Genomic DNA, 26,491 nt, shown 5'->3' on the forward strand with positions numbered 1-26,491 from the left:
GTGAACAGGTGGACCGAGACCTGCTCGACGGACGCTACGAGATCCGGGGAGTTCTCGGACGCGGTGGCATGGCGGTGGTCCACGACGGGTGGGACCGGCGACTCCACCGGTCGGTCGCCATCAAGCTACTGCGCTCAGAGCCGGAGACCCCGACGGTCGCACGTGACCGGTTCATCGCAGAGGCGCGGGCGGCCGCCGCGCTCAACCACCCCAACATCGTCGCCGTCCACGATTTCGGCGAGCACGACGGAACGCCGTACATCGTGATGGAACGGCTGAGTGGCACAACGGTCGGCGATCTCATGGCCGGCGGGCCGTTGCCGCCCCACCGCGTCGCCGCGATCCTCGAGGACGTCCTGGCCGCCCTGTACGCCGCCCATTCCGCCGGGGTGCTGCACCGCGACATCAAACCCGCGAACTTGCTGATGTCCGGCGACCGGGTGAAGGTTGCCGATCTCGGCATCGCCAAGACGGCCGGGATGGCGCACACGGCGACGGGAGAAGTGGTCGGAACCATCTGTTACCTCAGTCCCGGTCGCGTGTTGGGCCGGGCGGCGACACCGGCCGACGATCTCTACGCGGCTGCGGTCGTCGCATATGAGGCTCTGACGGGTCGCCGCGCGTACGACCACGACAACCCTGCCGCCGTCGCGCACGCGATCCTGCACGCGCCGCCGCCACTGCTGGCCGACATCCGTCCGGATGTCGCGCCGGCACTGCGCGAGACGATCGACCGGGCCATGCGTCCGGGTGACACCGTGCCGTTTCCGAGTGCTGCGGCGATGAGCGCGGCGCTGGCCGGGCATGGCGACCACATGGGCCCGGACGGGACGAGTCGGCTCACGGCGCCGATGCCGCCACCGTCCCCGCCAACTCGCACCGCCTCGGGGACGGCTTCGCTTCCGGAAGGGCCGAACCGCTCCCGACGTCGAACGTCGATCGCGGTGCTGGGCGGCGCCGCCGCTCTTCTGACCGCCCTTCTCGTCGCCGTCGTCGTCATCGCCACCGGATCCGACGACGACACCCCAGTTCCGGCGACCCCGACCTCCCTGCCGGCCGCCGAGTCCTCGACCACCGAATCACGGCCGACTCCACCGCCGAGCACGATCGACGCGCCCGCGCCGATCCCTCTGCCGACCGGCGCGACGGAGATCGACACCCCCCAGACCGAGGAGGGACCGGCCGGAAGCGGCGGAAACGGGCGGGGCAACAGCGGTGGTGGCAACGGCGGTGGTGGCAAGAGCGAGAACAAGGGGAACGGAAAACCGAAGGACGACAAGAACTGACGTCGCCCATCGACGTCCCTCAGTCGTCCTTGTTCAGGTGCGCGTAGCGCCGGCGGAACTTCTCGACCCGGCCGGCGACGTCGGTGATGGTGTTGACCCCGGTGTAGAACGGATGCGAGTCGCTGGTGACATCGACGGTGATGAGCGGGTACTCGTTGCCGTCGGACCAGGTGACGGTCGTCGACGATGTCGCCGTCGATCGGGTGAGGAACTCCTTGCCCGTCGAACCGTCGCGGATGACGACGGGGTGGTAATCGGGGTGGATGCCCTTCTTCATGTGGGTCCTTTCCGGTGAGATGCGGGTCGGTGCGGGTCAGTTGTTCCGGGGATCAGCGTCGACGCCGGGGATCGCGTCCACGGTCGACTCGCCGACGTCGAGGTCATCGCACGGGTCGGCGTGGAACTGCCCGAAGGGATCGTCGAAGGTCGACCAGAACTGTTGTCCGGCAGCGAATTCGACCTCGTTCAGGCAGGCGCCGCGGAGGGCCTCCTCGATCTTCGTGGGGTCGCCCTGGTGGACGAGCGCGACGAGCGAGGTGTGCCGATCGCCGAAGGTCTCGTCCCAGCGCAGTGCACCGAGAGCCCGTCGCTCGTCGGGTACCTGCACGAGTTCGTCGTCGGTCATCGAGGCGAGCCAGGGACCGCCGTGCGCGACGCGGAGTCCGCCGCCGGCCGACTCGAGCCAGAGCGCCTCGTCGGGTTGGGTGGCGATCCAGAGTCGCCCGCGGGCACAGACGACCCCGTCGAGGAGGGCGTCGATCGCCTCGTGAAAGCGACCCGGGTGCAGCGGTCGATCGCTGTGGAACTCGACCCACGTGACCCCGCAGTCGGATTCCAGTGGCGGCTCGCCCGCCAGGAGAGGGTCGTGTGGACCGTCGATGCGTCCGCGACGTGAACGGGGCGGTACCGCGGCGAGCAGTTGTTCGGCGAGGACGGGTGTGATCGGGCGCTGCGGCAACTCGAACATCATCGGGACGTTCGGCGCGAGCCGTTTGAGGACGGCGACGAGTCGCGCGGACGCCCAGGCGTCGCGGACGGTCGGGTCGCATGCCGCGACCACCAGCGCGTCGGCAAAAGCGACCTGACCGACCGCCACCTGGGCAAGGGTGCGGTCGTCGTCGAGTGCGACGTGCCCACCTTCGGCGAGTGAGAGATCGCCGGTCGCCGAGGTCAGCCAATCATCCTCGGCCACACAGGCAACGGTGAGATCGACGCGGACGTCGGCGGCCGCCGGGGCGTCGTCGAACCCCGGCACGTCCGAGACGATGACGTTCTCGATCGACCAGGCGACCTGCTCGGGTTCGAGGACGGGATCGAGGGTGAGGACGATCCGGTTCACCGACGGTCGACGATGCAGCCGCCGCAACAGAGGGAGCAGATCTTCGCGCAGGGTGCACGAGATGCAACCGTGGGCCAGTTCCACGATGCAAACGTCATGGTGGCTGCGACCGTCGGGGCCCCGCCAGCTGAGGGTCCGGACGACGCGGCCGTCCTCGACCTGTGTCAGGTCGTGGTGGACCTGGACGCTGCCGACGCCGCCGCACTCCAACGCGTCGCCCACCCGGTGGATCGACGACGCGTCGAGCCCGGTGACCAGCACGACCGGGGTCCGTTGGTCGCCCGGGGCGTCCTGCGGGTGGTTCGCGGATCGATCGTCGAGCACGACTCTACTCCGTTCTATTGAGAATGATTTCCATTTGTGCTTCGACGACGGTACCGTGGCCGCACAGTTAATGCCAATCATTGTCGATAAGAACAGGAGGCAGCATGTCCAAGAGGTGCCAGGTCACCGGTCGGGTACCCGGCTTCGGCAAGCAGGTGTCGCATTCGCACAAGCGGACGTCGCGCCGGTGGGACCCGAACATCCAGCGCCGCCGCTACTACGTGCCCAGCGAGGGGCGGTACATGACGCTGCGCGTGAGCGCCAAGGGGATCTCGACGATCGACAAGCACGGCATCGAGTCGGTGCTGCGCAAGATCCGTGCCCGAGGGGAGAAGGTCTGATGGCGCGCAACGAGATCCGGCCCATCGTGAAACTGCGTTCCACCGCCGGGACCGGATACACCTATGTGACCCGGAAGAACCGCCGCAACGATGCCGACCGGATGGTGCTGCGCAAGTACGACCCCATCGCCCGCGCCCACGTCGACTTCCGAGAGGACCGCTGATGGCCAAGAAGTCCAAGATCGTCCGTAACGAACAGCGCCGCGAGGTCGTCGCGCGGTATGCCGACCTCCGCGCCGAACTGAAGCGCGCGAGCGTTGCAGCCAGTTCGACGCCCGAGGAGCGTTCGGAAGCGCTACGACGCCTACAACGGCTGCCGCGCAACGCAAGTCCGACTCGACTGCGCAACCGGGATGCCGTCGACGGCCGGCCCCGCGGGTACATCGGCAAGGCGGGCCTGTCGCGCGTGCGGTTCCGCGAACTCGCGCACCGCGGCGAACTACCCGGAATCCAGAAGTCCAGCTGGTGATCCGGACCCACGAGAACGAGGAACAGTGATGGCCAACAGAAGACAACGTCAGCGCGAGGAAGTGCCGGCGAAGCGCAAGCGGAACCTGCTCATCGCACAAGGCGTGCGGGTCGACGGTCGTAATCCCTTGGACTACAAGGATGTCGCGCTGCTGCGGCAGTTCCTGTCCGACAAGGGCAGAATCCGCAGCCGACGCCTCACGGGGCTGAACCCGCAGGAGCAGCGCCAGGTAGCCACCGCGATCCGCAACGCACGCGAAATGGCGTTGCTGCCGTACGACTCTCGGCACTGACAATTGCGCTCGGAGGTGCGAGCGGAGCGCCCCTCACCGCTCGCTGATCCGAGAGAACTACTCACCCACTGGTCCCTGAGGTGCGAGGAGCGCAAGCGACGAGCCACGAAGGGCCTGGTGAGACGCCTTGCGAGACCCTAATGGGGGTGGATCGGCGTCCTGCAGGGGATGCTGGTTTGTGTGAGCCTTCCCGGCCGGTGACCACTCCGAGACCCTGAAACGGTGTCGGATTTCTACACGAAGACCGTGGCCCGGCCGGGTAAGGATCACCCGCTAGAACGCTTCTGGGATGTCGTGCCCCCTGAACCATGTGGGGTGAGCACTGATCCATTAGGCCGCGTCAAGGGTGATCACCCCAAGGTTCATACCGACGATCGATCGAGACGACCGAAGACGAGGTGAACGACCGACATGATCTGTGTGGGCAACGACTGGGCGTCGGATCATCACGACGTGTGCGTGATGGATGAACACGGCACCACCCTGGCCACCCGCCGACTACCCGAGAACGCGGCCGGCGTGACGGCGATGCATGACCTGCTCGCCCGGTTCGCCCACGACCCCTCTGAGGTGGTGGTGGGGATCGAAACCGATCACGGCATGTGGGTCGCCGCCCTGGTCGCCGCGGGCTATCAGGTGTATGCGATCAACCCGTTGTCGGTGTCGCGGTACCGCGACCGCCACCATGTCGGGGGCACCAAATCCGATAAGGCTGACGCGAAAACGCTGGCTGATCTGGTGCGGACCGACCGGCACAATCATCGATTGGTCGCCGCCGACACCGTCGAGGTCAAGGCGATCACGGTGATGGCCCGTACGCATCAGAATCTGGTGTGGGCGCGCTCAGCACAACAGAACGTGTTGCGCGCTCAACTGGGCGCCTACTATCCGGCCGCGGTCGATGCCTTCGGCGGCGACCTCGCCCACAAAGACTGCCTGGCGGTGTTGCGTCGCGCTCCCACCCCACGACAGGGAGCGGCACTGACGGTCGCGGCGATCCGATCAGCTCTGAAACAGGGTGGCCGCCAACGCAATACCGATACCCGTGCCCGCGAGATCCAGCAGGCCCTGCGTGGGGGCGGTCATCTGAGCGCACCGGAGGCACTTACCGCAGCGTATGCGGCGACCGTGACCGTGACGGTGAACATGCTGACGACGCTCAACACCCAAATTGATCAACTGGAAACCAGTATGGCCCAGTCTTTTAGAGCGCATCGCCGACGCCGAGATCTACCTGTCCATGCCCGGAGTCGGTGACATCACCGGCGCCCGGATGCTTGGCGAGTTCGGGGACGACCCCGAACGCTATGCCACCGCCAAGTCTCGCAGAAACTATGCCGGCACCTCACCACGGACCATCGCCTCAGGCAAAGGGCACGTCGTGCTGGCCCGCCATATCCGCAACACCCGCCTCAACGCCGCCGCCATGGCGATGGCGCAAAGCGCGCTGACCGGCAGTCCCGGCGCCCGCGTCTACTACGACAGCCTGCGAGATCAGAAGAAGTCCCACCCCCAAGCCTTGCGTGCGCTCGCCAACCGGCTCATCGGCATCCTCCACGGCTGCCTCAAACACCGCACCCTCTACAACGAACACACCGCCTGGAACCACCGCGCCAACCTCGCCGCTTGACACCTTGCACCCCTGGGATGTCTTCGTGGCTCGCTTCGCTCGCACCTCAGGGAGCAGGGGTGCGCTCCTCGCACCTCAGGGAGCAGGGGTGTGCTCCTCGCACCTGAGGGAGCAGAGGGTGTGCTCCTCGAACCTCGAGGGGCAAGAGGTGCTACTTGGAACCCTGCGGCACGTTCTCGAGGCGATCCAGCAGGGTGCGTGCCAAGGATTCCGACGACGCGGGATTTTGGCCGGTCAGCAGGTTGCCGTCGGTCTCGATGTGGACCGTCCACGGTTCGGCGAGGGTGACCTTGAACCCCGCCTGGGTGAGTCGGTCCTGCAGGAGCCAGGGAGCCTTGTCGGCGAGCCCGGCCTGTTCCTCCTCGGCGTTGCTGAAGCCGGTCACCGTGCGGCCGGCGAACGCGTTGACGCCGTCGGAGTTGTTCGCCGCCAACAGGATCGCCGGACCGTGACAGACGATTCCGAGCGGCAGTTGCGCCTCGTCGGCCGCTATCAGCAGAGCTCCCGCGTCCGCGTCGACGGCCAGGTCCTCCATGGGTCCGTGGCCTCCCGGGACGAACACGGCGTCGTAGTCGGCGATGCGAACGTCGGTGAGCGCGATCGGCTTCTGCAGCTCCGGAGCGGTCTCCACGACATGGCGGATTTCCGCGGCGCGCTCAGGTGTGCCGATGCTCTCGACCGCGAGGCTCGTCTCGTCGACCGGTGGCTTCGCGCCGTTCGGAGTGGCTACGGTCACCTTGTAGCCGGCCGCGCGGAACACTTCCAGCGGCGCGACGGCCTCCTCGGCCCAGAACCCGGTCTTGTGGCTCGAGCCATCATTCAGCGTCCAGCTGCCGGCGCCGGTCATGATGAAGAGAATGTTGCGTGTCATCTGAACCTCCTGTGTCCAGGTAGACGGTGTCGGTCTCCGACCGCCAACGTAGAGAACAACCGCGGTCTCGGCCACGGCCCAGGTCAGGGCGGGGGAGACGGGTCAGGTCACGTCAAACCGGTGAGTTCCGCCGATCGCAGCCACAACCCGTCGATCAGCTTCTGGTCATGGGCCTGACGGTTCTCCCGACCATTGGCCTTGTGGCGATCGAAGTACACGCCGTTGACCGTCGGGTCGGCGCCGCGCTCGGCCAGGGCGATGAGCGGGGCAGCTCCCTGCTCGGGGGTGATGGTCACCAGGCGCGTCAGCGGAGACCGGTAGGCGAGCCCGACGAAGCGCGAGTCGCGGCCGAAGCTCGTTGCCGCCGGTCCGGGATGCACTGCGGCGGAATAGATCTTGTCACCGGTCCAGCGCTGCGCGATCCCGCGTGTGAACAGGATGTTCATCAGCTTGGCCGTACCGTAGGGCCGCATCGCGAGGGTCCGGCGCTTCTCGAAATCCAGGTCGTCGAGGTCGACCTTCCCGAAGAGGTTGCCGACGCTGGACGTGTTCAGGACGAGCGATTGCGGGGCCGCGGCCAGTCGATCCCGCAGGAGGTGGGTCAGCAGGAACGGCGCGAGGTGGTTGATCTGGAAGTTGGGTTCGTGCCCGTCGGACGTGCGGTGCGACGCGTCGAACGTCCCGCCTGCGTTATTCATCAGGACGTCGATGGTCCCGACGGCGGAGTTGATCTCGGCGGCGAGATCCCGCACCTCCGAGAGCGCGGAGAAGTCGGCGGTGAACTGCCGCGCACCGGTCTCGGCGGCGATCGGCGCGAGCTTCTTCGCCGAGCGTCCGACGAGGACGAGATCGGTGTCGGGTCCGGCCAGGGATCGCGCGGCAATTGCGCCGATCCCGTCGCTGGCGCCGGTGAGCACGATGGTGCGTTTCTGTCCGGACGGGGTGTCACTGGCCATCGGTCGTGCCCTCCGATCCGCCGACCGCGTGACCCTCGTCAGTGTGGTCGGCCGGTGGCTGCGCTCCGTCGTAAGACGCCTTGTCTTCCCGGATTCGGTCGGTCTCGCCGATCTCGGTGTCCCCTGCGGTGGGCAGTGCCGAGGCCGGCCCGCCATTCTCGTCGGGGTCGCTCCGCATGTCGGGGTCGGCCTTCACTTCGTCGTCGGTCGTGGTCCATGTGGGCTTCTCGTTGTCCGGCATCTCTCCACCTTGCCCCAAGACGCGGGATTTCACACCGCCCTTGACTTCAACTGAACTTGAGGTTGTGTGCTCGTCGTCGTGATCACACTCGACCCGGCGAGCCGGCGCATCGGCCTCATCCTCGTCGTCCCGACCCTCATGGTGATGCTCGACGTGACGGTCGTGACCGTCGCGCTCCCGCAACTGACCACCGAATTCGACGCGCCGCTGTCCAGCGTGCAGTGGGTGACCACCGCGTATGCACTGGCCCTTGTCGCGGTCATGCCGCTGTCGGCCTACGCCAGCAACCGCTTCGGCGGCCGACGGGTCTACTGCGCGTCCCTCCTGGTCTTCGTTCTCGGTTCGCTCCTCACCGCCCTGTCCTGGAACATCGGCAGTCTCATCGTGTTTCGTGCGCTCCAGGGGCTCGGTGGTGGGATGCTGCAACCCGTCGGCATGGCCATCGCGCTGCAGGCGGTGCCGGAGGCGCTGCGCGGACGGATGATGGCCATCCTCGGACTGCCCACCCTCGTCGGTCCCGTGCTCGGTCCGGTGCTGGGCGGCGTACTCGTCGACCACGGCAGCTGGCGCGTCGTCTTCGCGGTGAACGTGCCCCTCGGCCTGATTGCGGCAGTCCTGGCGTGGCGGTTCTTCCCCCGAACCGCCACGCGCCGCATGCCGCGCATCGACCTGCGAGCCGTGGCGGCGCTGTCACCGGGCGGGGCGTTCCTGGTTCTCGGCCTGTCCCGCGCCGGGGACACCGGGTCGCTGCTCGCGGCATCGATACTTGTCCCGGTCGGTATCGGCCTGGTCCTCCTGGGCTACTTCGTCCGACGATCGCTGCGCAGCCGCACGCCCGTCCTGGATCTCCGGTTGCTGGCGCACGCGCGTCTACGCGGTGGCGTCGTGGTGATGATCTTCTTCGCCGGGGCGTACTTCGGGTCGATGACGATCCTGCCCATCTACGTCCAGTCGGTCCGGTCCGATTCGGCCACGACCGCGGGCATGCTGTTCGTCCTCCCCGCGCTCCTGAGCGGCATCACTCTCCAGATCGCCACGCGGGTCGCCGATTCCGTGGACCCGCGACGGGTTGCGATGTGCGGCATCGTGCTGTCGACGACGGCGATGATTCTGATGGCCACGCTGCTCGACGAGTCGACCCCCTACCCGGCCGTCGTCGCGATCCTCGCTCTCATGGGGATCGGTGTCGGCGCGACGATGCTGCCCACCATGACGGCCGCCACCCGCGACCTCGAGGGCGCAGACACCCCGGGCGGCACGACCATCCTCACGACCTCGAACCAGTTCGCCGTCGCGCTGGCGTCGGCCGCGATCACGGCCACCATTGCGGCCCTGATGAACTCGCGCAGCACGGCGGTCGACCGGCGGGGAGTGGCAGGTGCGATGTCGTTGAGTCCCGCCGAACGCATCGACGCCGCGCCCGAGTTGGCCTCGGCGATCGCCGACACGTACCTCCTCACGGCCGGTCTTCTCGTGTGCGCCCTCCTCGCGGCCGTGTTCGTGATGCCGGGGCGGCGGACCCTTCGGGACGCTCGCAACCTCGCTCCTCAGGGGGCGGGGTGACGTGTTCGCTCCTCAGGGGCCGGATGGGCGGCTCGCCGCTTGTGAGTCCGGCTCAGGCGATGAACAGAATCCACCCGTAGACGAGCAGCCCGAAGACGAAGACCCCGGCGTAGGCCCAGCCGACCCAGATGGCGGCGGTGGCGAAGGGGAGACCCACCTCGCGACGCTGCCGGATCTGGGTGCGCGCACGGTATCCGAGGACCAGTCCCACGATGAAGGTGATCCCGAGGATCGACAACGCCAGGGCCCACAACGCCATCCGATTGACGCGCGGACCGGCACCGGACTGGGGAGCCACGCTGTCCTCCGAACTTTTGGCGGGTTCGACTGCTGAGTAGGCCTGGGTCGCCGGGGAGGCAGGGCCCGAGGTCTCGGTGTCCGGGCGGTCGGCGACAGCGGGTGTGCCGGCCGCGGCGGGACCGTCCACGACGCGCGTGTCGGGAGACGGATCGCCGGACAGACCGACTGCCAGCCCGCCCGCACCCACCACCTGTGTCGCGTGATCGTCCCGGTCGGAATCCCGACCGGCGGAGTCGGGTCGTCCGCCCGGGGCTGCACCCGGCCGGGGCCCGGCGAAGGGTGGACGGGAGCCATCTGTGGGCCTATTGCCTTGTGGCGGAGCGCCTTTGGCGAACGGCACTCCTCCCGGGCCCGGGCGTTGACCGGGTGGGGGTCGGCGTCCGGGCGGACCGGATGGCATCGGCGGTCGCGGACCCGGGCCGGACGAATTGCCGCCTGGGCGTTGCACGGTGGGGTTTGCGCCCGCCACCGGCCCGGCCGGCACGGGCCCGGGGCCGCTCGGCCGCGGACGCGGCGCACCGGGCGGGTGCGGTCCCCCGGAGGGACCAGACGTCCCGAACGAGTCACCGCGCGGCGGGGCCGGTCGCCGGCCCGGCGGGGGCCCGGGTCTGGTGGGTGGTCGACCCCCCGGCGGCGGCGTGAAGTCACCGCGGGGCGCCGGCCGGCCGTCGGAACGGTCGGGAGCGTCGGCTCCCTGCGACGAGGTCGGCGAGCCCGCAGGTCGTGCGGGGGACCGTTCCCACGGCGCCGGGTTGCTCGTCGGTGCGGAGCTCTCGGGCGCCGACCAGGACTCGCGGGTCCGGTCGTCTGCGCCGCCGGACCCCGGCGGCGGGTTCGGGGAGCGCTCGTCGTCTGAGGTCACGAGACCAAATTACCCGTGCGTGGCGAGCGGCCCGGTGTCGCGTCGGCCGCGGCGGGTCACGAAGCCTGCGTCTCGGTGCTCTCGGCGAGCGCCTCGCGGACCTCCTCGATCCGCGGGACGGTCGGGGACACCGGGGCCACCACGCGTCGGGCGCGACGCAGCGAGCCGACGACGACGGCGGCGGTGACGGACGCGGCGACCACACCCAGCGCGGTCAAGAGGTAGTTCTTGGACATGGGCTCAAGAGTGCCAGCCGGTGTGCGCCGCTGCCACCCCGCCCGGTGCATCTGCGCACCTCGGGGCCGTGTCCCGACCAGCGGATCCGGGTGAGTGGTTGGATGGAGGGATGACTACACCGAAAAGCTCCGCAGTCATCCACACCAATCGCGGCGACATCAAGGTCGACCTGTTCCCGAACCACGCACCCAAGACGGTCGAGAACTTCGTCGGGCTGGCCGACGGCAGCAAGGAGTACAGCAAGCCCAACGCGTCCGGCGGCAACTCCGGCCCGTTCTTCGACGGCTCGGTCTTCCACCGCGTCATCTCCGGCTTCATGATCCAGGGCGGCGACCCGACCGGAACCGGCATGGGCGGCCCCGGCTACCAGTTCGGCGACGAGTTCCACCCGGAGCTGCAGTTCGACCGTCCGTACCTGCTCGCGATGGCCAACGCCGGCCCGGGTACCAACGGCTCGCAGTTCTTCATCACCGTCGGCCCGACCCCGCACCTCAACCGTCGCCACACCATCTTCGGTGAGGTCACCGATCCGGCTTCGCAGCAGGTCGTCGACGCGATCGCCACGACGTCGACCGACCGCAGCGACCGCCCGCTCGACGAGGTCGTCATCGAGAAGATCGAGGTCAACTGACCTCTCCGGAACACACCGCCCCGCAGCGGGCGGTGTGTTACCGGCATCCCGACCGTCCCACCGGCCTGTCCTGCAGCCGGTGCGGACGGCCGGCGTGTCCCGAGTGCCTGCGTCCGGCATCGGTCGGCCAGCACTGTCTCGAATGCCTCCGCAACGACGGCGTGCAACGGTCGCCGTCGCTCGGCGGCCCACGCCGCGGTGTCCCCGTGATGGCGCGCACCCGCACGGCCCCGACGCAGCCCTACGCCACGTACGCGCTCATCGCGGTCAACCTGCTGATCTTCGCGCTGTGCGTTCTCCAGGCCGGAGTGGGCGATCCAGGCGGTGCGGCGATCTTCGCCGCCGGCGACCTCCTCAAGAGCGACGTCGCAGCCGGTGAGTACTGGCGTCTCCTCACCGCGGGCTTCCTGCATTTCAGCGTCATGCACGTGGCCGTCAACATGCTGTCGCTCTACATCCTCGGCCGCGATCTCGAACTCGCCCTCGGCATCGGCCGATACCTGGCCGTCTACCTGATCGCACTGCTCGGCGGCAGCGCTGCCGTCATGCTCTTCGAGGACGACCGCGCCCTGACCGCCGGAGCCTCCGGAGCCATCTACGGACTCATGGGCGCGATGCTCGTGATCATCCTCAAGGCCCGCGTGTCCCCGGTCCCGGTTCTGCTCATCATCGGCTTCAACGTGGTGCTGTCGTTCTCCCTGCCCGGCATCTCGGTCCTCGGACATCTCGGCGGGCTCGCCTTCGGAGCGGCCGCCACCGCGGCCGTCGTGTACCTCCCCGACGCTGTGCTGCCCGCGGGTCGTCGGACTCCCCAGGCCGCGAGTCGTGTCGGCTGGATCGCGCTCGCCGCACTGTTCGTCGTGGCGCTGGGGCTCGGCATCGGCGCGGGCGTCGCGTACGACGGGCTCGTCTACATCCGCTGAGCTGCGGCGCGACCTATCCCTCGTCGACGACGAAGCCGGCGTCGCGCAGCGCGTCGACCACGGTCGGCAGGTCGGTCCCGAGGTCCCAGCGGCTGAAGACCACGAGTCGGGTGTCGTCGCGAGGGCCGACGCCGCGGTCGTGCGCGGTCGTGCCGGCTGCGTCGTCGTCGAGAACGTCGATCTCCAACTGTCCGACCCGCCGGCCGACCCGACGGATCGACAGCGTCCGAATCCGTTCGATGCGTTCCGGGGGGTACGTCCGTTGGCCTCGTAAGGTCCCGAGGACCAGAGCGGGGTTCGGCCCCGATGTGATGGCCAGTCGGGGACGCACCAGCAGGGTGTAGGCGCCGAGCACGAGAAGGAGAATCCCGGCGACGCCCATCAGGACCATGCCGGCCGGATCGGCGGCGGCGACGACCGCCGCCACCACCAACGCGACGCCGCCGAGGCAGCCGGCCAGACCGGCGCCGACGGGGGTCGCCCACGCGTGTGTGTAAGAGACCTCGGAGTTATCCACAGGAGTTACTCACAGTGGGGATGACTTACACACATGTGATTTCCACAGTGTGGATAACTTACACGCGTGTGTTTCAGCAGCTCAGCGCATTCGACACGCGAACGACCGTCGGCGTCTACCGCCAACGCATCGTCATCAACAGGCCCGCCACCATCAGCGAGAAACCGATCAGGAAGTTCCACGAGTTGAGCTCGGCCATCCAATGCAGGACCTGGCCCTCGCCGCCGTACGCGGTGGGCGTGGCGGCCAGGTAGTAGACGACGAGCCAGGCGAGACCCAGCACCATCAGGCCGAGCATGACGCCTACATAGATGGTGCTCGAAGGGCCGGCCTTGACCTTGACCGGCGTCCGGCTGGCCGGGTTGATGGTGTAATCGGTCTTCTTCCGGACTTTTGACTTCGGCATGACTTCCTCTGTTGTGCGGCACCGCCGGGGCGGTCGTACGCGGGCGGGAGAAGGTGAGCTCGTCCCCGCCACTGGCAAACACTCGAGATCTACGGTATCTCACCAGGTCGCCGACGCCGACCACCCGCTTCGGCGGTAGCCTTTCTCGCGTGAGTCGCATTCTGGTGGTCGACAACTACGACAGCTTCGTCTACAACCTGGTCCAGTACTTGGGCCAGCTGGGCGTCGAGGCCGTCGTGTGGCGCAACGACGACCCGCAACTCTCCCCGGCTGATCCCGACCATCTGCGCGAGGCCGTTGCCGGATTCGACGGCGTCCTGCTCAGCCCCGGTCCCGGCACGCCGCAGCGGGCCGGCGCGACGATGCCGATGGTCCGTGTCGCCGCCGAACGGGAACTGCCGCTGCTGGGTGTGTGCCTGGGACACCAGGCGATCGGTGCGGCGTTCGGCGGCACCGTCGACCGCGCACCGGAACTCCTGCACGGCAAGACCTCACTGGTCTTCCACGACGACGCGGGCGTGCTCGAAGGACTGCCGGATCCGTTCACCGCCACGCGCTATCACTCGCTGACGGTGCTCCCCGAGACGATCCCTGATGAACTCGTCGTCACCGGACGCACCGAGTCGGGCATCGTGATGGCGATGGCCCACCGTGAACTACCCATCCACGGCGTGCAGTTCCACCCGGAGAGCGTCCTGACCCAGGGCGGTCACCGGATGCTCGCCAACTGGCTCAAGACATGTGGGATCGAGATCGACGAGACCCGCGTGGCCGCCCTCGAAGCCGAGATGGCGACCGCGGTCGGCTGACTTCGGTGGCGAGGTCACCGAAGTGGTTTCGACTCGGTTCCTCGACCTCGACGCGCTCCTTCGTCGCTTGCTCGGCCCGGCGGCTCCGCTCGGTGCCGGCTCAACCAGCGGAGACTCGGTTCCTCGACCTCGGCGCGCTCCTTCGTCGCTTGCTCGGCCCGGCGGCTCCGCTCGGTGCCGGCTCAACCAGCAGAGAAGCTCAGTTGGGCAGCAGGCTCGCCTGGCCGACGATGATCGTGATCGAACCGCTCTTGCGGGCCTGGGACCCGGGATTCGGCTCCTGGCCGACGACGCGACCGTCGTCGGGGCTGCCGAGCGGCACGTTGCGGGTCTGCCGCGTCAGCGTCGACCGCTCCCAGCCGGCCCGCTCGAGATCGGCCTGGGCCTCGGCAGGCGTCTTGCCCCGGAGGTTCGGGACGGTGAAGAGGTTGCCCCGCGACACGCTGATCTGCACGGTGCTGCCCTGCTCTGTGGTCGACCCGGGACCCGGTGAGGTGCTGATGACCTCTCCGGCCGGACGCTCGGAGTCGGCCGCGACCACGACGACCATCATGCCGAGCTCTTCCAGCACGGCTCGTGCCTGACTCTGGGACATGCCGACGACATCGCGGACCGTCACCTCGCGCGGGCCGTTGCCCACGTTGACGACGACCGCACCGTTGACCGGGACCTCGGCGCCGACGGCCGGTGCCGTCGAGACCACCTTGTCCTTCATCTCGGTCGTCGAGTCCACGCGGTCGGTTCGCACGTTGGTGAACCCGAGCACCTTGAGCTGATCCAACGCCTCGGCCGGCGTCTTGCCCACGAGATCCGACGGCAATCGAACACGCTGAGGACCCGTCGAGACATAGAGCGCGACCTCGGAGCCCTCGGCCGCCATCACGCCCTCACCCGGGGTCGACCGCGTGGCGAGACCGACACCGACGTCGAGGCTCGGTTCCTCGAGCACACGCACCTCGAAGCCGGCCCGTTCCAACGAGGCCTGCGCGTCGTCGGAGCTGAGTCCGGAGACCGCCGGCACCGACACCTGCGCCGCCGAGCCCGAACCCCACGGCGACCACAGGAAGAGACCTCCGACGAGCACCACGACGGCGAGCAGCGCGCCGGCCATGAGGAGCCGTGAGCGGCGTCGGGGTGTCTCCTCGGTGTCCTCGTCACGCCGGTGGTTTCCGCCGTTGCCGTTCGAGGTGCGGCCCGCGATCGGCCGGCGCGGACCGGTCGTCTCCGTCCGGGTGGGCCGGCGCGGTCCGGTGTCGATGAACTCGGTGCGTTCCTCGTCCGAGAGCAGCATCGGCGCCGACGGTTTGCCACCGGCGAGCACCCGGATCAGATCGGCGCGCAGGTCGGCCGCTGATTGATACCGGTTGTCCTTGTTCTTGCTCATCGCCTTGAGGACGACGGAATCGAGTTCGCGCGGGATCTCCGGCCGGACGTGCGACGGCCACGGGGGATCCTCGTGCACGTGCTGGTGTGCGACCGCCACCGGCGAGTCCCCGGTGAACGGTGGCTCGCCGGTGAGCAGTTCGAAGAGCACGCACCCCATCGAGTAGATGTCGCTGCGCGGATCGACCTTGATGCCACGGGCCTGTTCGGGCGACAGGTACTGCGCCGTACCCATGACCGCGGACGTCTGGGTCATCGTCGACGTCGAGTCGCTCATCGCGCGGGCGATGCCGAAGTCCATGACCTTGACGGCGCCGGACTTGTCGATCATCACGTTCGCCGGCTTCATGTCTCGGTGGACGATCCCGTTGCGGTGCGAGAAGTCCATCGCCGCGGCGACATCGGCCATCCACGTCATCGCCTGTCGCGGCGAGATCGGGCCGTTGGCGCGCAACACATCTCGCAGGGTGTCACCGTCGACGTACTCCATCACGATGAACGGCAACGGGCCGTCCTCGGTTTCGGCCTCGCCGGTGTCGAAGACCTGCACGATCGTGGGGTGGTTCAGCTTCGCCGCGTTCTGGGCCTCGCGGCGGAACCGGAGATAGAACGACGGGTCACGGGCGAGGTCGGCACGCAGCACCTTCACCGCGACGTCGCGGTGCAGCAACAGGTCGCGCGCATAGTGCACCTCGGACATGCCACCGAAACCCAGCGTTTCGCCGAGTTCGTAGCGGTCGGAGAGGTGGTGTGGTGTCGACATCGGCCTCGGTGGTTCGCCCCTCAGGATCTGTGGTCAGAACGGGTCATTCGGAAACTATCGGCTCAAACGCATGGCTCGTACACACAGCACCATCAGCACAGCGGTGAGAACGGTACGCCGGGGAAACACGGGGTGCCGGTGGCGGCACCGGGGTCCGGCGGCGGCTCGGAGGTGTCGGTCTGCTGACGCGGCGTGGTCGTCTCCGTCGTCGTTTCTTCGCTGGACGTCTCTTCGCTGGTGGTCGTACGGGTCGTGCGTCGAGTCGTGGTCGGCTCGTCGGGCTCCTCCGTCGGTTCCACCGCGGTCGTGGTCTCGACGACCGTCGTCGACGGCGGCGGTGGTGTCGCCGCGTCCCCGTTCCCGCTGTTCACCAGATAGAACCCGATGAGCCCGATGGCACCGACGAGAAGGGCGGCCGCGATGCCGGCCAGGACCTTCTGACCGGTGGTCCAGCTGTTGTCCGGCGGTGGTGGCGCCACCGCGGTCCGCGACGTCGGCCGAGGGGTCACCGGCCGCGAGGCCGCACCCGTCGGGGTGGCCCCACGAGCGACTGCGGCGCCGAGCGCGGCGGCTCCCGCTGCGCCTGCCGCGGCACCGGCGATCGCGCCCGGTCGCGGCGGACGCCGCCCGGCACGCACGGCGGCGACCGCGTCGGCGAACTCACCACCGTTGGCGTAACGCTGCCGCGGCTCCTTGGCCATCGTGATCTCGATGAGCTCGCGGACCCCGGACGGCAGGTTCGTCGGCAGGGGTGGCGGTGCCTCCCGGATGTGCTTCATCGCGACGGTGATCGCACCGTCGCCGAGGAATGGACGACGCCCGGTGAGGGCCTCGTAGCCGACGACGCCGAGCGAGTAGACGTCCGACGCCGCGGTCGCCTCGTCGCCGGTGGCCTGCTCCGGGGAGATGTATTGCGCGGTACCCATGACCATCCCGGTCTTGGTGACCGGGGCGGAGTCGACGGCCTTGGCGATGCCGAAGTCGGTGATCTTCACCTGGCCCACCGGGGTGATCAGGATGTTGCCGGGTTTGACGTCGCGGTGGACGAGTCCCTGGCTGTGCGCGGCCTGCAGGGCGCGGCCGGTCTGCTCGAGCATGTCGAGGGTGTTGGTCAGCGACAACCGCCCGAGGCGGGAGATCACCGAGTTCAGGGGCTCACCGTCGACGAGTTCCATCACCAGGTACGCGAGCGGGTCGCCGCCGTTGTAATCCGGGGTCTCGCCGTAGTCGAAGACGTTCGCGATCCCGGGGTTGTTTAGCTTCGCGGTGGTCTGGGCCTCCGCGCGGAACCGCGCGATGAACTCCGGATCGCTGGTGTACTCGGCCTTGAGGACCTTCACCGCGACGCGACGATTCAGGCGCGTGTCGAGCGCCTCCCACACCTGGCCCATGCCGCCCGTGGCGATCAGGCGGATGAGTCGATACCGGTCGCCGATGGTGGTGCCGTTCTGCAGGCTCATCGACTGCCACCTCCCACCAGTGAGTTGATCACTTCTCGTCCGATCGGCGCCGCGACGGTCCCTCCGACCGAGTCCGCGCCGAATTGTCCATTCTCCACCACGACGGCCACCGCGATCTGTGCGTTCGACGACGGTCCGAAGGCGATGTACCACGAGAACGGGGTGTCCGTGCTCGATCCGCTCTCCGCCGTACCGGTCTTCGACGCGATCGACACCGGGCCGCCTGCGCCGGCCGTCGACCGCTCCGACTCGATCATCATCGACGTCAGCTCGGCGGCCTGCTCGGGCGTGATCGGCTTGTTGGCCGTCGTCGGCGGTGTGGTCTGCAGGGTCCGCAGGTCCGCGGCCTGCAACTTGTCGACCAGGTACGGCTGCATGCGCACACCTCCGTTGGCCACCGTCGCGGCGATCATCGCGTTCTGTAGCGGGGTGAGCCGGACGTCACGCTGGCCGATGGACGCCTGTGCGAGGACGTCGAGGGACGGGATCTGCCCGACCGTCGAGTCGACGACGGGCATCGGGATGTCCGGGCCGGGCTGGTCGAGGCCGAACAGGCTCGCGGTCTCGGTGAACTTGGGGATCGCGTCGGACATCTTCTCGGTCACCAGTTCGGCGAAGGCGGTGTTGCACGAGTACTTGAACGCCGTCTCGAGCGACACGGTTCCGCCCGACGACCCGGGGCAGGTCTCGCCGCCGTAGTTCGGGAGGGAGACGTCGGTGCCCGGCAACGGGAAGGTCGGAGCTGCGGTGAGGCGGATGCCCGGGGTGATGTTGTCGCGCAGGGCCGCGGCCGAGGTGACGACCTTGAAGGTCGAGCCGGGCGGGTAGAGCTGGCTGATCGCGCGGTTGAGCATCGGCTGCGCGGTGTCGCCGGGCCGGTTCCACGCCTCCCAGCTGCTCTCGCGGACCTCCTGGTCGTGGCTCGCGAGCCGGTTGGGGTCATAGCTCGGCGTCGAGACCATCGCCAGGATCTTGCCGGTGTTCGGCTGCAGCGCCACGACGGCCCCGCGGCACGGACCGTCGCACGGCCCGTTGAGCATGGCCTGGTACGCGGCCTGCTGCACCTTGGGGTTGATCGTCGTGACGACGTTGCCGCCGCGCGGGTCGCGCCCGGAGAACATGTCCATGAACCGCTGACCGAAGAGCCGGTCGTCGGAGCCGTTGAGAATGCTGTTCTCGTAGTGCTCGATCTGGCTCGCGAGGTACTGGAACGAGTAGAAACCGGTGACCGGGGCGAACGCCTCGGCGCCCTCCCGCGGGTACTGGCGCAGGAACTTCAGGCGGCTCTCGATCGGCACCGACAACGCGATCACCGTGCCGTCGGCGGTCGTGATCAGGCCGCGCTGCCGGGAGTACTCGTCGAGCAGCACCCGATTGTTGCGGGGGTCGGTCTTGAGGGCGTCGGCCTTGAACACCTGCACGTAGGTGGCGTTGGCGAGCAGGGCGATGATCATCACGATCACCGCCATCGACACATTGCGGATCGGCTTGTTCATCGACGCTTCACCACCTGCGTCGGCAGTGCCTCGACGGGCTTGGCCGCGGGACGCTTCTTCCCGGGATCGGGTTCCCGCGCGGCGTTCGAGATCCGGATGAGCAACGCGACCAGGATGTAGTTGGCCAGCAGCGACGATCCGCCGTAGGACAGGAACGGCGTCGTGAGACCCGTCAGCGGGATCAACTTGGTGACGCCGCCGACGACGACGAAGATCTGCATCGCGATGGTGAACGCCAGACCGGTCGCCAGGAGTTTGCCGAAGCTGTCGCGGACGGCGATGCCGGTCCGCAGACCGCGGTGGATGAAGATCATGTACAGCAGCAGAATCGCGGTGAGGCCGGCCAGGCCGAGTTCCTCGCCGATGGTCGAGATGATGAAGTCGGTGTTGGCGAACGGCACGATGTTGGGCCGGCCCGAACCGAGTCCGGTGCCGAACAGTCCGCCCGTGGCCAGACCGAACAGGCTCTGCCCGATCTGGTAGCCCGAGCCGTCGAAGTCCTCGAAGGGGTTCAGCCACACCGAGACCCGGGTCTGCAGGTGCGAGAAGATCGACCACGCGAAGACCGCGCCGATCGCGAAGAGCCCGATGCCCAGCACCAGCCATTCGACGCGCGAGGTGGCCACGTAGAGCATCGTCAGGATGGTCGCGAAGATCAGCAGCGACGTACCCAGGTCTTTCTGGACCACCATGACGGCGATGGCGATGGCCCAGGCAGCCAGCAGCGGACCGAGGTCACGGGCGCGCGGGAGGTCGACACCGAGCACGTGCGGACCGGCGGTGATGAACAGATCACGCTTGGAGACCAGCACCGCGGCCGCGAAGATGATGATCAGGATCTTGGAGAACTCACTGGGCTGGATCGAGAAGAACGGCGTGATGATCCAGTTCTTCGACCCGTTGATCTCCGAGAACGCGCTGGGCAGGATCGCCGGGATGATCAAGAAGACCAGTCCGCCGAGGCCGAGCGTGTAGGCGTACCGCGAGAGTGTCCGGTGGTCGCGGATCAGGATGAGCACCGCGGAGAACGCCACGATGCCCAGCACTGCCCACAGCAACTGCTGATCGGCGTTGCGGGTCGCCTCGGTGGCATTCACCGACTCCCCGGTGTTGCCCGTGCCGAGGTCGAGACGATGGATCAGGACCAGGCCGAGACCGTTCAGGACGGCCACGACGGGCAGCATGATCGGATCGGCGTGGGGTGCGTAGCGGCGAACCACCAGATGGGCGACCCCGAACAGTGCGGTGTACGCGGCGACGTACTTGAGGATGTCCCAGGTCAGGTTCTGGCCCTGGGCGGCTTGGACGATGAGCAGCGCCACCGTCACCAGGCCGATGGCGAATCCCAGGAGCAGCAGTTCGGCGTTGCGGCCGGTGCTCGTGGCGGGTTGGCGTGGCGGGGCGTGCGGGGCGGGCGCGGCTTGAGTCATCTCACCTGCTGCCGGCAGCTCGTGACGGCGTCCTGGTCAGGTGCGGGCGTGTCGGCCGGCCCGGCGTTGCCGGTGGACGGTGCCACCGATTCGGTGGCGCCCTGCTGCGGGATGCCCGGTGCCGGCGCCGCGGTGGCGCGGGGTGCCGGGGCGGACGGATCGGTGCTCGGCGTCGACTCCGACGGTGCCGGTGCCGGGGGAGTCGGCGCGGGGGAGGGCGACGAGGGTGCGTTGTCGCAGCGGAAGGTGAGCTCGTCGGTGACGACGCCTTGGATCTGTTCTTCGCTCTTGTTCCGGATCATCACGTTCTTGACCGACTGGGCAGGTCCCGACACCAGGTCATCGACGTTGAGCGGGAACTCGCAGGAGGCGTCGTAGGAGATGAACGTGTAGCTCGGTTCCGCCTGGTCGAGATCTTCGACGCAGACGCGCTGCACCGGGTTGCTCATCGACAGGAAGAAGACCTTCTCCGGTGAACCCTGGTAGATGAGCACATCGCCGGTGTCGTCGGCGGCCACGTAGTAGTTGCTGCGCACGATGGCGCGGACGACGAAGATTCCGACGACGAGCGCGACGATCACGGCCAGCGCGACTCCGGCGACGATCCAGCGGCGGTACTTGCTCTTATGCTTGGCGGGGGGCTCGTCCTCGGTCAGCACCGTCGGGCGCTGCGGTTCGGCAGGCGGCGGGCGCAGTGCCGCGGCGCGTCCCGCGGCGGTGGCGGGATCGGGGGTGTAGATCTCCTCGTTGGCGCCGGCCGCCCCGCCGACGATCGGTCGCGAGTCGCCGTACTGGGTGTCGACGACGTCGGCGAGGACGACGGTCACGTTGTCGGGGCCGCCCCCGCGCAGTGCGAGCTCGATGAGGCGGTCCGCACACTCCTTGGGGTCAGCGATGGAGCCGAGGGTCTCGGCGATGGTGTCCTCGGTCACGACGTCCGACAGGCCGTCGCTGCAGAGCATGTACCGGTCACCCGCGCGCGCTTCCCGCATGGTGAGGGTCGGCTCGACCTCGGTGCCGGTCAGCGCGCGCATGATCAGCGAACGCTGCGGGTGGGTGTGTGCCTGTTCGGCGGTGATCCGACCTTCGTCGACGAGGGTCTGGACGAACGTGTCGTCGCGGGTGATCTGGGTCAGGGCACCGTCGCGATACATGTAGCCGCGAGAATCGCCGATGTGGCACAACCCGATTCGGCTACCGGCGAAGAGGATCGCGGTGAGCGTGGTGCCCATGCCGTCGAGTTCGGGTGACTCCTGCACCTGCGCGGCGATCGCCTCGTTGCCGGCGCGGGTGGCGCTGTCGAGCTGGGTGAGCAGGTCGCCGCCGGGCTCGTCGTCGTCGAGCGTGCTCAGCGCGCGGATGACCAGTTGGCTGGCGACTTCGCCGGCCGCGTGGCCGCCCATGCCGTCGGCGAGTGCGAGCAGGCGCGGACCCGCGTAGAAGGAGTCCTCGTTGTTGGACCGAACGAGACCGCGGTCGCTGCGCGCGATGTAGCGCAACACAAGTGTCACGGGCGCAACTCGATCACGGTCTTGCCGATGCGGATCGGCGTGTTCAGCGGCACCTTGACCGCGGTCGTCACCTTGGAACGGTCGAGGTAGGTGCCGTTGGTGGAGCCGAGGTCTTCGACGTACCAGTCGTCGCCGCGTCGCGAGAGCCGCGCGTGCCGCTCGGAGGCGTAGTCGTCGGTGAGCACGAGCGTCGAGTCGTCCGCGCGTCCGAGCAGGACCGGCTGCTGGCCGAGGCTGATCCGAGTGTTCGCCAGTGCACCGTGGGTCACCACGAGGTAGCGGGCCGCGCCGCGGACGCCACCACCGCGGCGTCGTTTCTCCGAGCCGCCCGAGTACCGGGGCATACGCAGACCGCCGGCCGACGCGATGTCGGCGCGCAGGGTGCGGATCACGGCGAAGACGAACAACCAGAGCAACAACAGGAACCCGATGCGGGTCAGTTGCAGCACCAAGCCCTGCATGTCGTGTTCACCTCCAGCGCGTTCCGTCTCGGTCGGGTCGTACCCGCGGCAGCAGTCGTCGGACCGCCGATCGAAAGGAGCGGACCCGACTGCATCTTATGGGCAGATCCGCCGAACCCGGTCATTCGGATATGACAGTTCAGTATCAACCGGCCGGAGTGGTCTCTGGCCGGTGTCGACTGCCGCGCGCCCGCGGTGGGCGTGCGCTCGGCGTATGCGGGTCTACTGGAACCGAACGGTGATGTCGGAGTGTCCGACGCGGATGCGGTCGCCGTCGGCGAGTTCCCAGGTGTTCACCTGGAGATCGTTGACGGTGGTGCCGTTGGTCGAGTTGAGATCGGTGAGCATGGCGGTCGCGCCGTCCCAGCGGATCTCCACGTGCCGGCGCGAAACGCCGGTGTCGGGAAGACGGAACTGTGCGTCCTGTCCGCGGCCGATCACATTGGATCCCTCGTGCAGCTGGAAGGTGCGGTTGCTGCCGTCCTCGAGCAGCAGCGTGATCGACGACGGGGCGTACCCCGCTGCCGGCCGGCCCGCGCCGTAACCCTGGTCGTACCCGCCCTGGTAGTCGTACCCGGCGGGCTGCTGACCGTACGCCTGCTGGCCGTAGCCCTGCTGCTCATAGCCCTGCTGCTCATAGCCCTGCTGCCCGTAACCCTGGTCGTAGGCGGGCTGTTGTCCGTAGCCCTGCTGGTCGTAACCCTGCTGTCCGTAGCCGGGCTGTTGACCGTAACCCTGGTCGTAGCCTTGCTGGCCGTAACCCTGCTGCTCATAGCCCTGCTGGCCGTACCCGGGCTGCTGGCCATAGGCCTGCTGGTCGTAGCCCTGCTGGCTGTAACCCTGCTGTCCGTAGCCGGGCTGCTGGCCGTAACCCTGGTCGTAGCCTTGCTGGCCGTAACCCTGCTGGTCGTATCCCTGGTCGTAACCGGGCTGCTGACCGTACTGGTCGTAGCCCTGCTGGCCGTAACCCTGGTCGCCCTGCTGTCCTGACCCCTGGCCGTACTGGTCGTACGCGGGATCGGCGCCCCTGCGCTGGTCGTATCCGGGATTCTGAGTCATCTTGGGGGCTCCTTGGTCGGGGGCGTCGGTAGGTGGGGGAACAGGGGCCGGGCGTCCGGCCGGCGGGCCGGGGACCGGTGCACCGTGCGGCTGTTCCGAACGCGCCGCCACCGGGCGGGGCCGCGCATCCGGGTTCACCGTGCCGCGTGCGCGGAAGATCCCCGTGTGCAAGGACGGCGATTGCTCGAACTCTACGACGACCTTGCCGTAGGTCTGCCACCCGTTGTCCTTGATGAAGTTTTCCAAATGCTTCGAGAAAGTCTTGCGGTTCAGCTCGTATTCCGCAGCGATGTGCTGATGATCGGTGGGACTGAACAGCAGCGTGTAGCTGTTGGCCGCAAGGACCGTACCGTCACCGAGGTTCTCGAGCGACTCCTCGGCTTCTCGCTGTAGCCCGTTCTCGATCTCCTGCGGGGCCACCTGACCACCGAAGACACGGGCAAAACCGTCGTCAACTGCACCTTCGAGCTTGCGTTCCAGTCGTTGCAGGATCCCCACCGAGACCTCCTTTCGCGGCAATAGAGCGTGTCGCCGTGCATCTGGCCTTGTTTGATGATAGCGACATCAACGGCCAACTGTGCCACCAAGGCAACTGGTGCACCGTCTGCAACACCTGTCCCATTGGTGTGTATTCGGCATCTGACGTAACCCGACGTACTGCACAAATGCAACGTCGGAGATCGAGTTTTGTTTCGGTGGCGGCGTGCTGCTATCGTCGTCCAGTCGCCGGACACACCCAGTTCGACGACATGCCCACCGGAACATCGGTGGCCACGGGCGAGTGGCGGAATGGCAGACGCGCTGGCTTCAGGTGCCAGTGTCCTTCGGGACGTGGGGGTTCAAGTCCCCCTTCGCCCACCATGAGCGGACAAGGTCAGGTTGCACACGGCAGCCTGACTTTTCTCGTTTCCGGACCCTTCAGATGGGTACCGTCCTGTCGTTCACAGATCTTGCGTCGACTGCGTGAGACCGGTTGACCGACAGGATGCGATCACACGGCCCAGGAGGTGCTCGGTGTCCGACGACCGCGATCGCGACCCCGATGGCCGCGCCCGTCAGGCCCGGCCGCGCGACGAGCTGGGGCGGCCGCTGCCGTACGGCGAGCGGGGCGTCGAACCCGTGTCCGAGGAGCCGTTGCCGCCCGACGAGACGATCGCGCTCGCGTGCCAACTGCTCGACGACGGGCGGCCGTTCTCCGCGCACGAGGTGTTCGAGACCCGCTGGAAGTCGTGTCCGCCGGAAGAGCGTCCGCTGTGGCAGGGGTTGGCCCAGCTCTGCGTCGGACTGACGCACCATCGTCGCGGCAATGCCGTCGGCGCCCGCCGACTTTACGACCGGGCGGCTGCGCGGCTGGAGGAGTACGAGCAGTCTCACGGACTGACGTACGGGATGGATCTCGCGGCGATCCGCGACCGTGCGTTCGCGGAGATCAACTCCGAGCCGGCCTGAACAGGGTCACACCGTTCGGTAACGCAGCAGCGAGACGCCCAGCTCGAAACTCTTGGTGTCGACGAGCCGCAGCGTCGGGATCTCCAGGCCGTCCGGGAACAGACGCCTTCCCGACCCCTGGACGGTCGGGTAGACGAACAACCGGTATTCGTCGACGAGACCGGCTCCGATCAGCGTGTGGCAGAGACTGATGCTGCCGGTCACGACGATGTCCTTGCCGTCGGCGTTCTTCAGTGCGGTCACCTCGTCGATGACATCGCCGGACAGCACCGTCGAGTTCTGCCACTCCGGGTCGGTCATCGTGCTCGACACCACGTACTTGTCCACGGTGTTGAGATAGTCGGTGATCCCGGTGGCGTCGTCGGTCTGGTGCGGCCAGAAGCCGCGGAAGTCCTCGAAGGTCTGCCGGCCGACGAGCAGCGCATCGGCCTCGGCGTCCTGCCGGTGGGACTCGGCCATGAGGTCCGGCGCCTCGACGGTCGGGTCGAACCAGTTGGTCAACATCTCGATCGAACCGTCGAGCGTCATGTTCTGGGTGATCGCCAGCGTGCGCATGCTTCTCCCGGGGGTCGTTGACGTTGTCTCCCAGATACCGACCGGCGGGCCGGTCGATAGTCATCGGAACGGCACGCTGTTAGCGCGGCGTCAGCTCGACGATGGCGAGTGGGCGCGTCGTCTTCTTCTGATAGCCGGCGTAGCGACCCTTGTTGACTTCATCGACGAGAACGAAGCGCCGGGCGTAGTCCGGGTCATCGGGGTAGGTCGCCCGCGCGGTGACCTGAATCCGACGACGACCCACCTGGACTTCGACGTTGGGGTGCGCCTTGAGGTTGGCGAGCCACCCCGGTGGTCGCGGCGATCCGCCGTTCGACGCGACCACCAGGTAGGCCTCGCCGTCGCGCGCATAGGTGAGCGCATTGCACCTGGCCTCCCCGGTGCGGCGGCCGATTGTGCGCAGCAGCAGCGTGGGATTGCCCATCAGCAGCCGGTGGCCGACGAGTCCGCCGGAATGCTCGTAGAGCCATTGGTGGGTCTGCAGCGCTCGGATGAACAGCGACGTCATGGGTCCACTATCGCCGCTCTGACCGTCGGCCGAAAGCTCAGCGGACACCCGGTCCCACCCCCACGCTCCCTCTAGTCGACAAACACGCAGGCCCGCTGGCCCGTTCTGCTCCCTGATCCGAAAGAGCCGCGGAACCACTGTCCCGCTCTGCTCCCTGAGGAGCGCCCGGAGCTTGCGGAGGGCGCGTCACGAAGGGTCTGCCACGCATCTCACCAAGACCCTTCGTGACGCTCGCAAGCTCGCTCCTCAGGGAGCAGGGGATACGCTCGCAAGCTCGCTCCTCAGGGTGCGGGGGTCCGCTCGCAAGCTCGCTCCTCAGGGTGCGGGGGTCCGCTCGCAAGCTCGCTCCTCAGGGCGCGGGGGATCCGCTCGCAAGCTCGCTGCTCAGGGGCGGGATGACACGGCTCCGTAAACTTCGG

At 68.0% G+C, this 26,491-nt stretch carries 28 protein-coding genes, 1 tRNA gene and 1 pseudogene; 12 read left to right on the forward strand and 18 right to left on the reverse strand.

Annotated features, from left to right (window positions below; genetic code table 11):
• Window positions 1-8 precede the first annotated feature (8 nt).
• Window positions 9-1,286 carry a serine/threonine-protein kinase gene (locus LEL84_RS14550; RefSeq protein WP_078114060.1) on the forward strand — a complete coding sequence of 426 codons (1,278 nt, stop codon included), beginning with the start codon at window positions 9-11 and terminating at the stop codon, window positions 1,284-1,286.
• 19 nt (window positions 1,287-1,305) lie between these two features.
• Here the strand turns inward: LEL84_RS14550 and LEL84_RS14555 are convergent, their stop codons facing one another.
• Both LEL84_RS14555 and mrf read right to left on the reverse strand, forming a co-directional pair.
• Window positions 1,306-1,563 (reverse strand): type B 50S ribosomal protein L31, encoded by a 258-nt coding sequence (locus tag LEL84_RS14555; protein ID WP_078114061.1) that lies wholly within the window; start codon window positions 1,561-1,563, stop codon window positions 1,306-1,308.
• Window positions 1,564-1,599: 36 nt separating this feature from the next.
• Window positions 1,600-2,949: a ribosome hibernation factor-recruiting GTPase MRF gene (mrf, locus tag LEL84_RS14560; protein ID WP_226512002.1), complete on the reverse strand. Its 1,350-nt coding sequence runs from the start codon at window positions 2,947-2,949 to the stop codon at window positions 1,600-1,602.
• A gap of 104 nt (window positions 2,950-3,053) precedes the next feature.
• On the opposite strand from mrf, the gene rpmB reads away from it, so the two are divergent.
• From rpmB to LEL84_RS14585, 5 genes and pseudogenes are all read left to right on the forward strand, one after another.
• The gene (rpmB, locus tag LEL84_RS14565; protein WP_226512003.1) at window positions 3,054-3,290 is read left to right on the forward strand and encodes a 50S ribosomal protein L28; all 237 of its coding nucleotides are present in this window, start codon (window positions 3,054-3,056) and stop codon (window positions 3,288-3,290) included.
• A complete protein-coding gene (gene rpmG, locus LEL84_RS14570; RefSeq protein WP_226512004.1) occupies window positions 3,290-3,454 on the forward strand; it encodes a 50S ribosomal protein L33 in 165 nt (54 codons plus the stop codon). Before rpmB ends, rpmG begins: the two co-directional genes overlap by 1 nt.
• A complete protein-coding gene (rpsN, locus tag LEL84_RS14575; RefSeq protein ID WP_058253005.1) occupies window positions 3,454-3,759 on the forward strand; it encodes a 30S ribosomal protein S14 in 306 nt (101 codons plus the stop codon). Before rpmG ends, rpsN begins: the two co-directional genes overlap by 1 nt.
• 28 nt (window positions 3,760-3,787) lie before the next feature.
• Window positions 3,788-4,051 (forward strand): 30S ribosomal protein S18, encoded by a 264-nt coding sequence (rpsR, locus tag LEL84_RS14580; RefSeq protein ID WP_226512005.1) that lies wholly within the window; start codon window positions 3,788-3,790, stop codon window positions 4,049-4,051.
• Window positions 4,052-4,462: 411 nt separating this feature from the next.
• Window positions 4,463-5,681, forward strand: a pseudogene (locus LEL84_RS14585) (IS110 family transposase).
• A gap of 151 nt (window positions 5,682-5,832) precedes the next feature.
• On the opposite strand, the gene LEL84_RS14590 reads toward LEL84_RS14585, so the two are convergent.
• From LEL84_RS14590 to LEL84_RS14600, 3 genes are all read right to left on the reverse strand, one after another.
• Window positions 5,833-6,552 (reverse strand): type 1 glutamine amidotransferase domain-containing protein, encoded by a 720-nt coding sequence (locus tag LEL84_RS14590; protein ID WP_058253007.1) that lies wholly within the window; start codon window positions 6,550-6,552, stop codon window positions 5,833-5,835.
• 107 nt (window positions 6,553-6,659) lie between these two features.
• Window positions 6,660-7,508 carry an SDR family NAD(P)-dependent oxidoreductase gene (locus tag LEL84_RS14595; RefSeq protein WP_226512006.1) on the reverse strand — a complete coding sequence of 283 codons (849 nt, stop codon included), beginning with the start codon at window positions 7,506-7,508 and terminating at the stop codon, window positions 6,660-6,662.
• Window positions 7,498-7,749: a hypothetical protein gene (locus LEL84_RS14600; protein ID WP_068970751.1), complete on the reverse strand. Its 252-nt coding sequence runs from the start codon at window positions 7,747-7,749 to the stop codon at window positions 7,498-7,500. The genes LEL84_RS14595 and LEL84_RS14600 overlap by 11 nt, the downstream gene beginning before the upstream one ends.
• A gap of 78 nt (window positions 7,750-7,827) precedes the next feature.
• Between LEL84_RS14600 and LEL84_RS14605 the strand changes: the two genes are divergently transcribed.
• Window positions 7,828-9,312 (forward strand): DHA2 family efflux MFS transporter permease subunit, encoded by a 1,485-nt coding sequence (locus LEL84_RS14605; protein WP_226512007.1) that lies wholly within the window; start codon window positions 7,828-7,830, stop codon window positions 9,310-9,312.
• 52 nt (window positions 9,313-9,364) lie between these two features.
• Here the strand turns inward: LEL84_RS14605 and LEL84_RS14610 are convergent, their stop codons facing one another.
• Window positions 9,365-9,610, reverse strand: coding sequence for a DUF4190 domain-containing protein (locus tag LEL84_RS14610; protein ID WP_165629292.1), 246 nt, complete (start codon window positions 9,608-9,610; stop codon window positions 9,365-9,367).
• A gap of 920 nt (window positions 9,611-10,530) precedes the next feature.
• Window positions 10,531-10,710, reverse strand: coding sequence for a hypothetical protein (locus tag LEL84_RS14620; protein WP_171011560.1), 180 nt, complete (start codon window positions 10,708-10,710; stop codon window positions 10,531-10,533).
• 110 nt (window positions 10,711-10,820) lie between these two features.
• On the opposite strand from LEL84_RS14620, the gene LEL84_RS14625 reads away from it, so the two are divergent.
• Both LEL84_RS14625 and LEL84_RS14630 read left to right on the forward strand, forming a co-directional pair.
• A complete protein-coding gene (locus tag LEL84_RS14625; protein WP_058253011.1) occupies window positions 10,821-11,342 on the forward strand; it encodes a peptidylprolyl isomerase in 522 nt (173 codons plus the stop codon).
• Window positions 11,343-11,551: 209 nt separating this feature from the next.
• Window positions 11,552-12,265 (forward strand): rhomboid family intramembrane serine protease, encoded by a 714-nt coding sequence (locus LEL84_RS14630; RefSeq protein ID WP_226512008.1) that lies wholly within the window; start codon window positions 11,552-11,554, stop codon window positions 12,263-12,265.
• Between the two features lie 13 nt (window positions 12,266-12,278).
• Here LEL84_RS14630 and LEL84_RS14635 read toward each other — a convergent pair whose 3' ends face one another.
• The gene (locus LEL84_RS14635) at window positions 12,279-12,782 is read right to left on the reverse strand and encodes a PH domain-containing protein (protein WP_159369729.1); all 504 of its coding nucleotides are present in this window, start codon (window positions 12,780-12,782) and stop codon (window positions 12,279-12,281) included.
• Window positions 12,783-12,897: 115 nt separating this feature from the next.
• Complete coding sequence (gene crgA / locus LEL84_RS14640; RefSeq protein WP_010843022.1) at window positions 12,898-13,188, reverse strand: cell division protein CrgA; 291 nt, start codon at window positions 13,186-13,188, stop codon at window positions 12,898-12,900.
• A gap of 149 nt (window positions 13,189-13,337) precedes the next feature.
• Here crgA and LEL84_RS14645 point away from each other — a divergent pair, with 149 nt between their 5' ends.
• Window positions 13,338-13,997: an aminodeoxychorismate/anthranilate synthase component II gene (locus LEL84_RS14645; RefSeq protein ID WP_078114064.1), complete on the forward strand. Its 660-nt coding sequence runs from the start codon at window positions 13,338-13,340 to the stop codon at window positions 13,995-13,997.
• Window positions 13,998-14,196: 199 nt separating this feature from the next.
• Here LEL84_RS14645 and pknB read toward each other — a convergent pair whose 3' ends face one another.
• The 7 genes from pknB to LEL84_RS14680 form a co-directional block, all read right to left on the reverse strand.
• Window positions 14,197-16,143 carry a Stk1 family PASTA domain-containing Ser/Thr kinase gene (pknB, locus tag LEL84_RS14650; RefSeq protein ID WP_226512009.1) on the reverse strand — a complete coding sequence of 649 codons (1,947 nt, stop codon included), beginning with the start codon at window positions 16,141-16,143 and terminating at the stop codon, window positions 14,197-14,199.
• Window positions 16,144-16,235: 92 nt separating this feature from the next.
• Window positions 16,236-17,603 carry a protein kinase domain-containing protein gene (locus tag LEL84_RS14655; RefSeq protein ID WP_226512010.1) on the reverse strand — a complete coding sequence of 456 codons (1,368 nt, stop codon included), beginning with the start codon at window positions 17,601-17,603 and terminating at the stop codon, window positions 16,236-16,238.
• Window positions 17,600-19,099: a peptidoglycan D,D-transpeptidase FtsI family protein gene (locus tag LEL84_RS14660; RefSeq protein ID WP_065630651.1), complete on the reverse strand. Its 1,500-nt coding sequence runs from the start codon at window positions 19,097-19,099 to the stop codon at window positions 17,600-17,602. The genes LEL84_RS14655 and LEL84_RS14660 overlap by 4 nt, the downstream gene beginning before the upstream one ends.
• Complete coding sequence (locus tag LEL84_RS14665; RefSeq protein ID WP_065630650.1) at window positions 19,096-20,529, reverse strand: FtsW/RodA/SpoVE family cell cycle protein; 1,434 nt, start codon at window positions 20,527-20,529, stop codon at window positions 19,096-19,098. Before LEL84_RS14665 ends, LEL84_RS14660 begins: the two co-directional genes overlap by 4 nt.
• Window positions 20,526-22,040 carry a PP2C family protein-serine/threonine phosphatase gene (locus LEL84_RS14670; RefSeq protein WP_226512011.1) on the reverse strand — a complete coding sequence of 505 codons (1,515 nt, stop codon included), beginning with the start codon at window positions 22,038-22,040 and terminating at the stop codon, window positions 20,526-20,528. Before LEL84_RS14670 ends, LEL84_RS14665 begins: the two co-directional genes overlap by 4 nt.
• Window positions 22,037-22,501 (reverse strand): FHA domain-containing protein, encoded by a 465-nt coding sequence (locus LEL84_RS14675; protein WP_058253019.1) that lies wholly within the window; start codon window positions 22,499-22,501, stop codon window positions 22,037-22,039. The genes LEL84_RS14670 and LEL84_RS14675 overlap by 4 nt, the downstream gene beginning before the upstream one ends.
• A 222-nt stretch (window positions 22,502-22,723) precedes the next feature.
• A complete protein-coding gene (locus tag LEL84_RS14680) occupies window positions 22,724-24,058 on the reverse strand; it encodes a DUF3662 and FHA domain-containing protein (RefSeq protein WP_226512012.1) in 1,335 nt (444 codons plus the stop codon).
• Between the two features lie 277 nt (window positions 24,059-24,335).
• On the opposite strand from LEL84_RS14680, the gene LEL84_RS14685 reads away from it, so the two are divergent.
• Window positions 24,336-24,421, forward strand: a tRNA-Leu gene (locus tag LEL84_RS14685).
• Between the two features lie 153 nt (window positions 24,422-24,574).
• Window positions 24,575-25,009 (forward strand): DUF309 domain-containing protein, encoded by a 435-nt coding sequence (locus tag LEL84_RS14690; RefSeq protein ID WP_211540292.1) that lies wholly within the window; start codon window positions 24,575-24,577, stop codon window positions 25,007-25,009.
• 6 nt (window positions 25,010-25,015) lie between these two features.
• On the opposite strand, the gene LEL84_RS14695 is transcribed toward LEL84_RS14690, so the two are convergent.
• Both LEL84_RS14695 and LEL84_RS14700 read right to left on the reverse strand, forming a co-directional pair.
• Complete coding sequence (locus LEL84_RS14695) at window positions 25,016-25,564, reverse strand: dihydrofolate reductase family protein (protein ID WP_226512013.1); 549 nt, start codon at window positions 25,562-25,564, stop codon at window positions 25,016-25,018.
• A gap of 79 nt (window positions 25,565-25,643) precedes the next feature.
• Window positions 25,644-26,072, reverse strand: a complete 429-nt coding sequence (locus tag LEL84_RS14700) for a nitroreductase family deazaflavin-dependent oxidoreductase (protein ID WP_065630635.1) — start codon at window positions 26,070-26,072, stop codon at window positions 25,644-25,646.
• Window positions 26,073-26,491 lie beyond the last annotated feature (419 nt).

The organism is Gordonia sp. WA4-43 (assembly GCF_020520305.1).
Lineage (GTDB): Bacteria > Actinomycetota > Actinomycetes > Mycobacteriales > Mycobacteriaceae > Gordonia > Gordonia hongkongensis.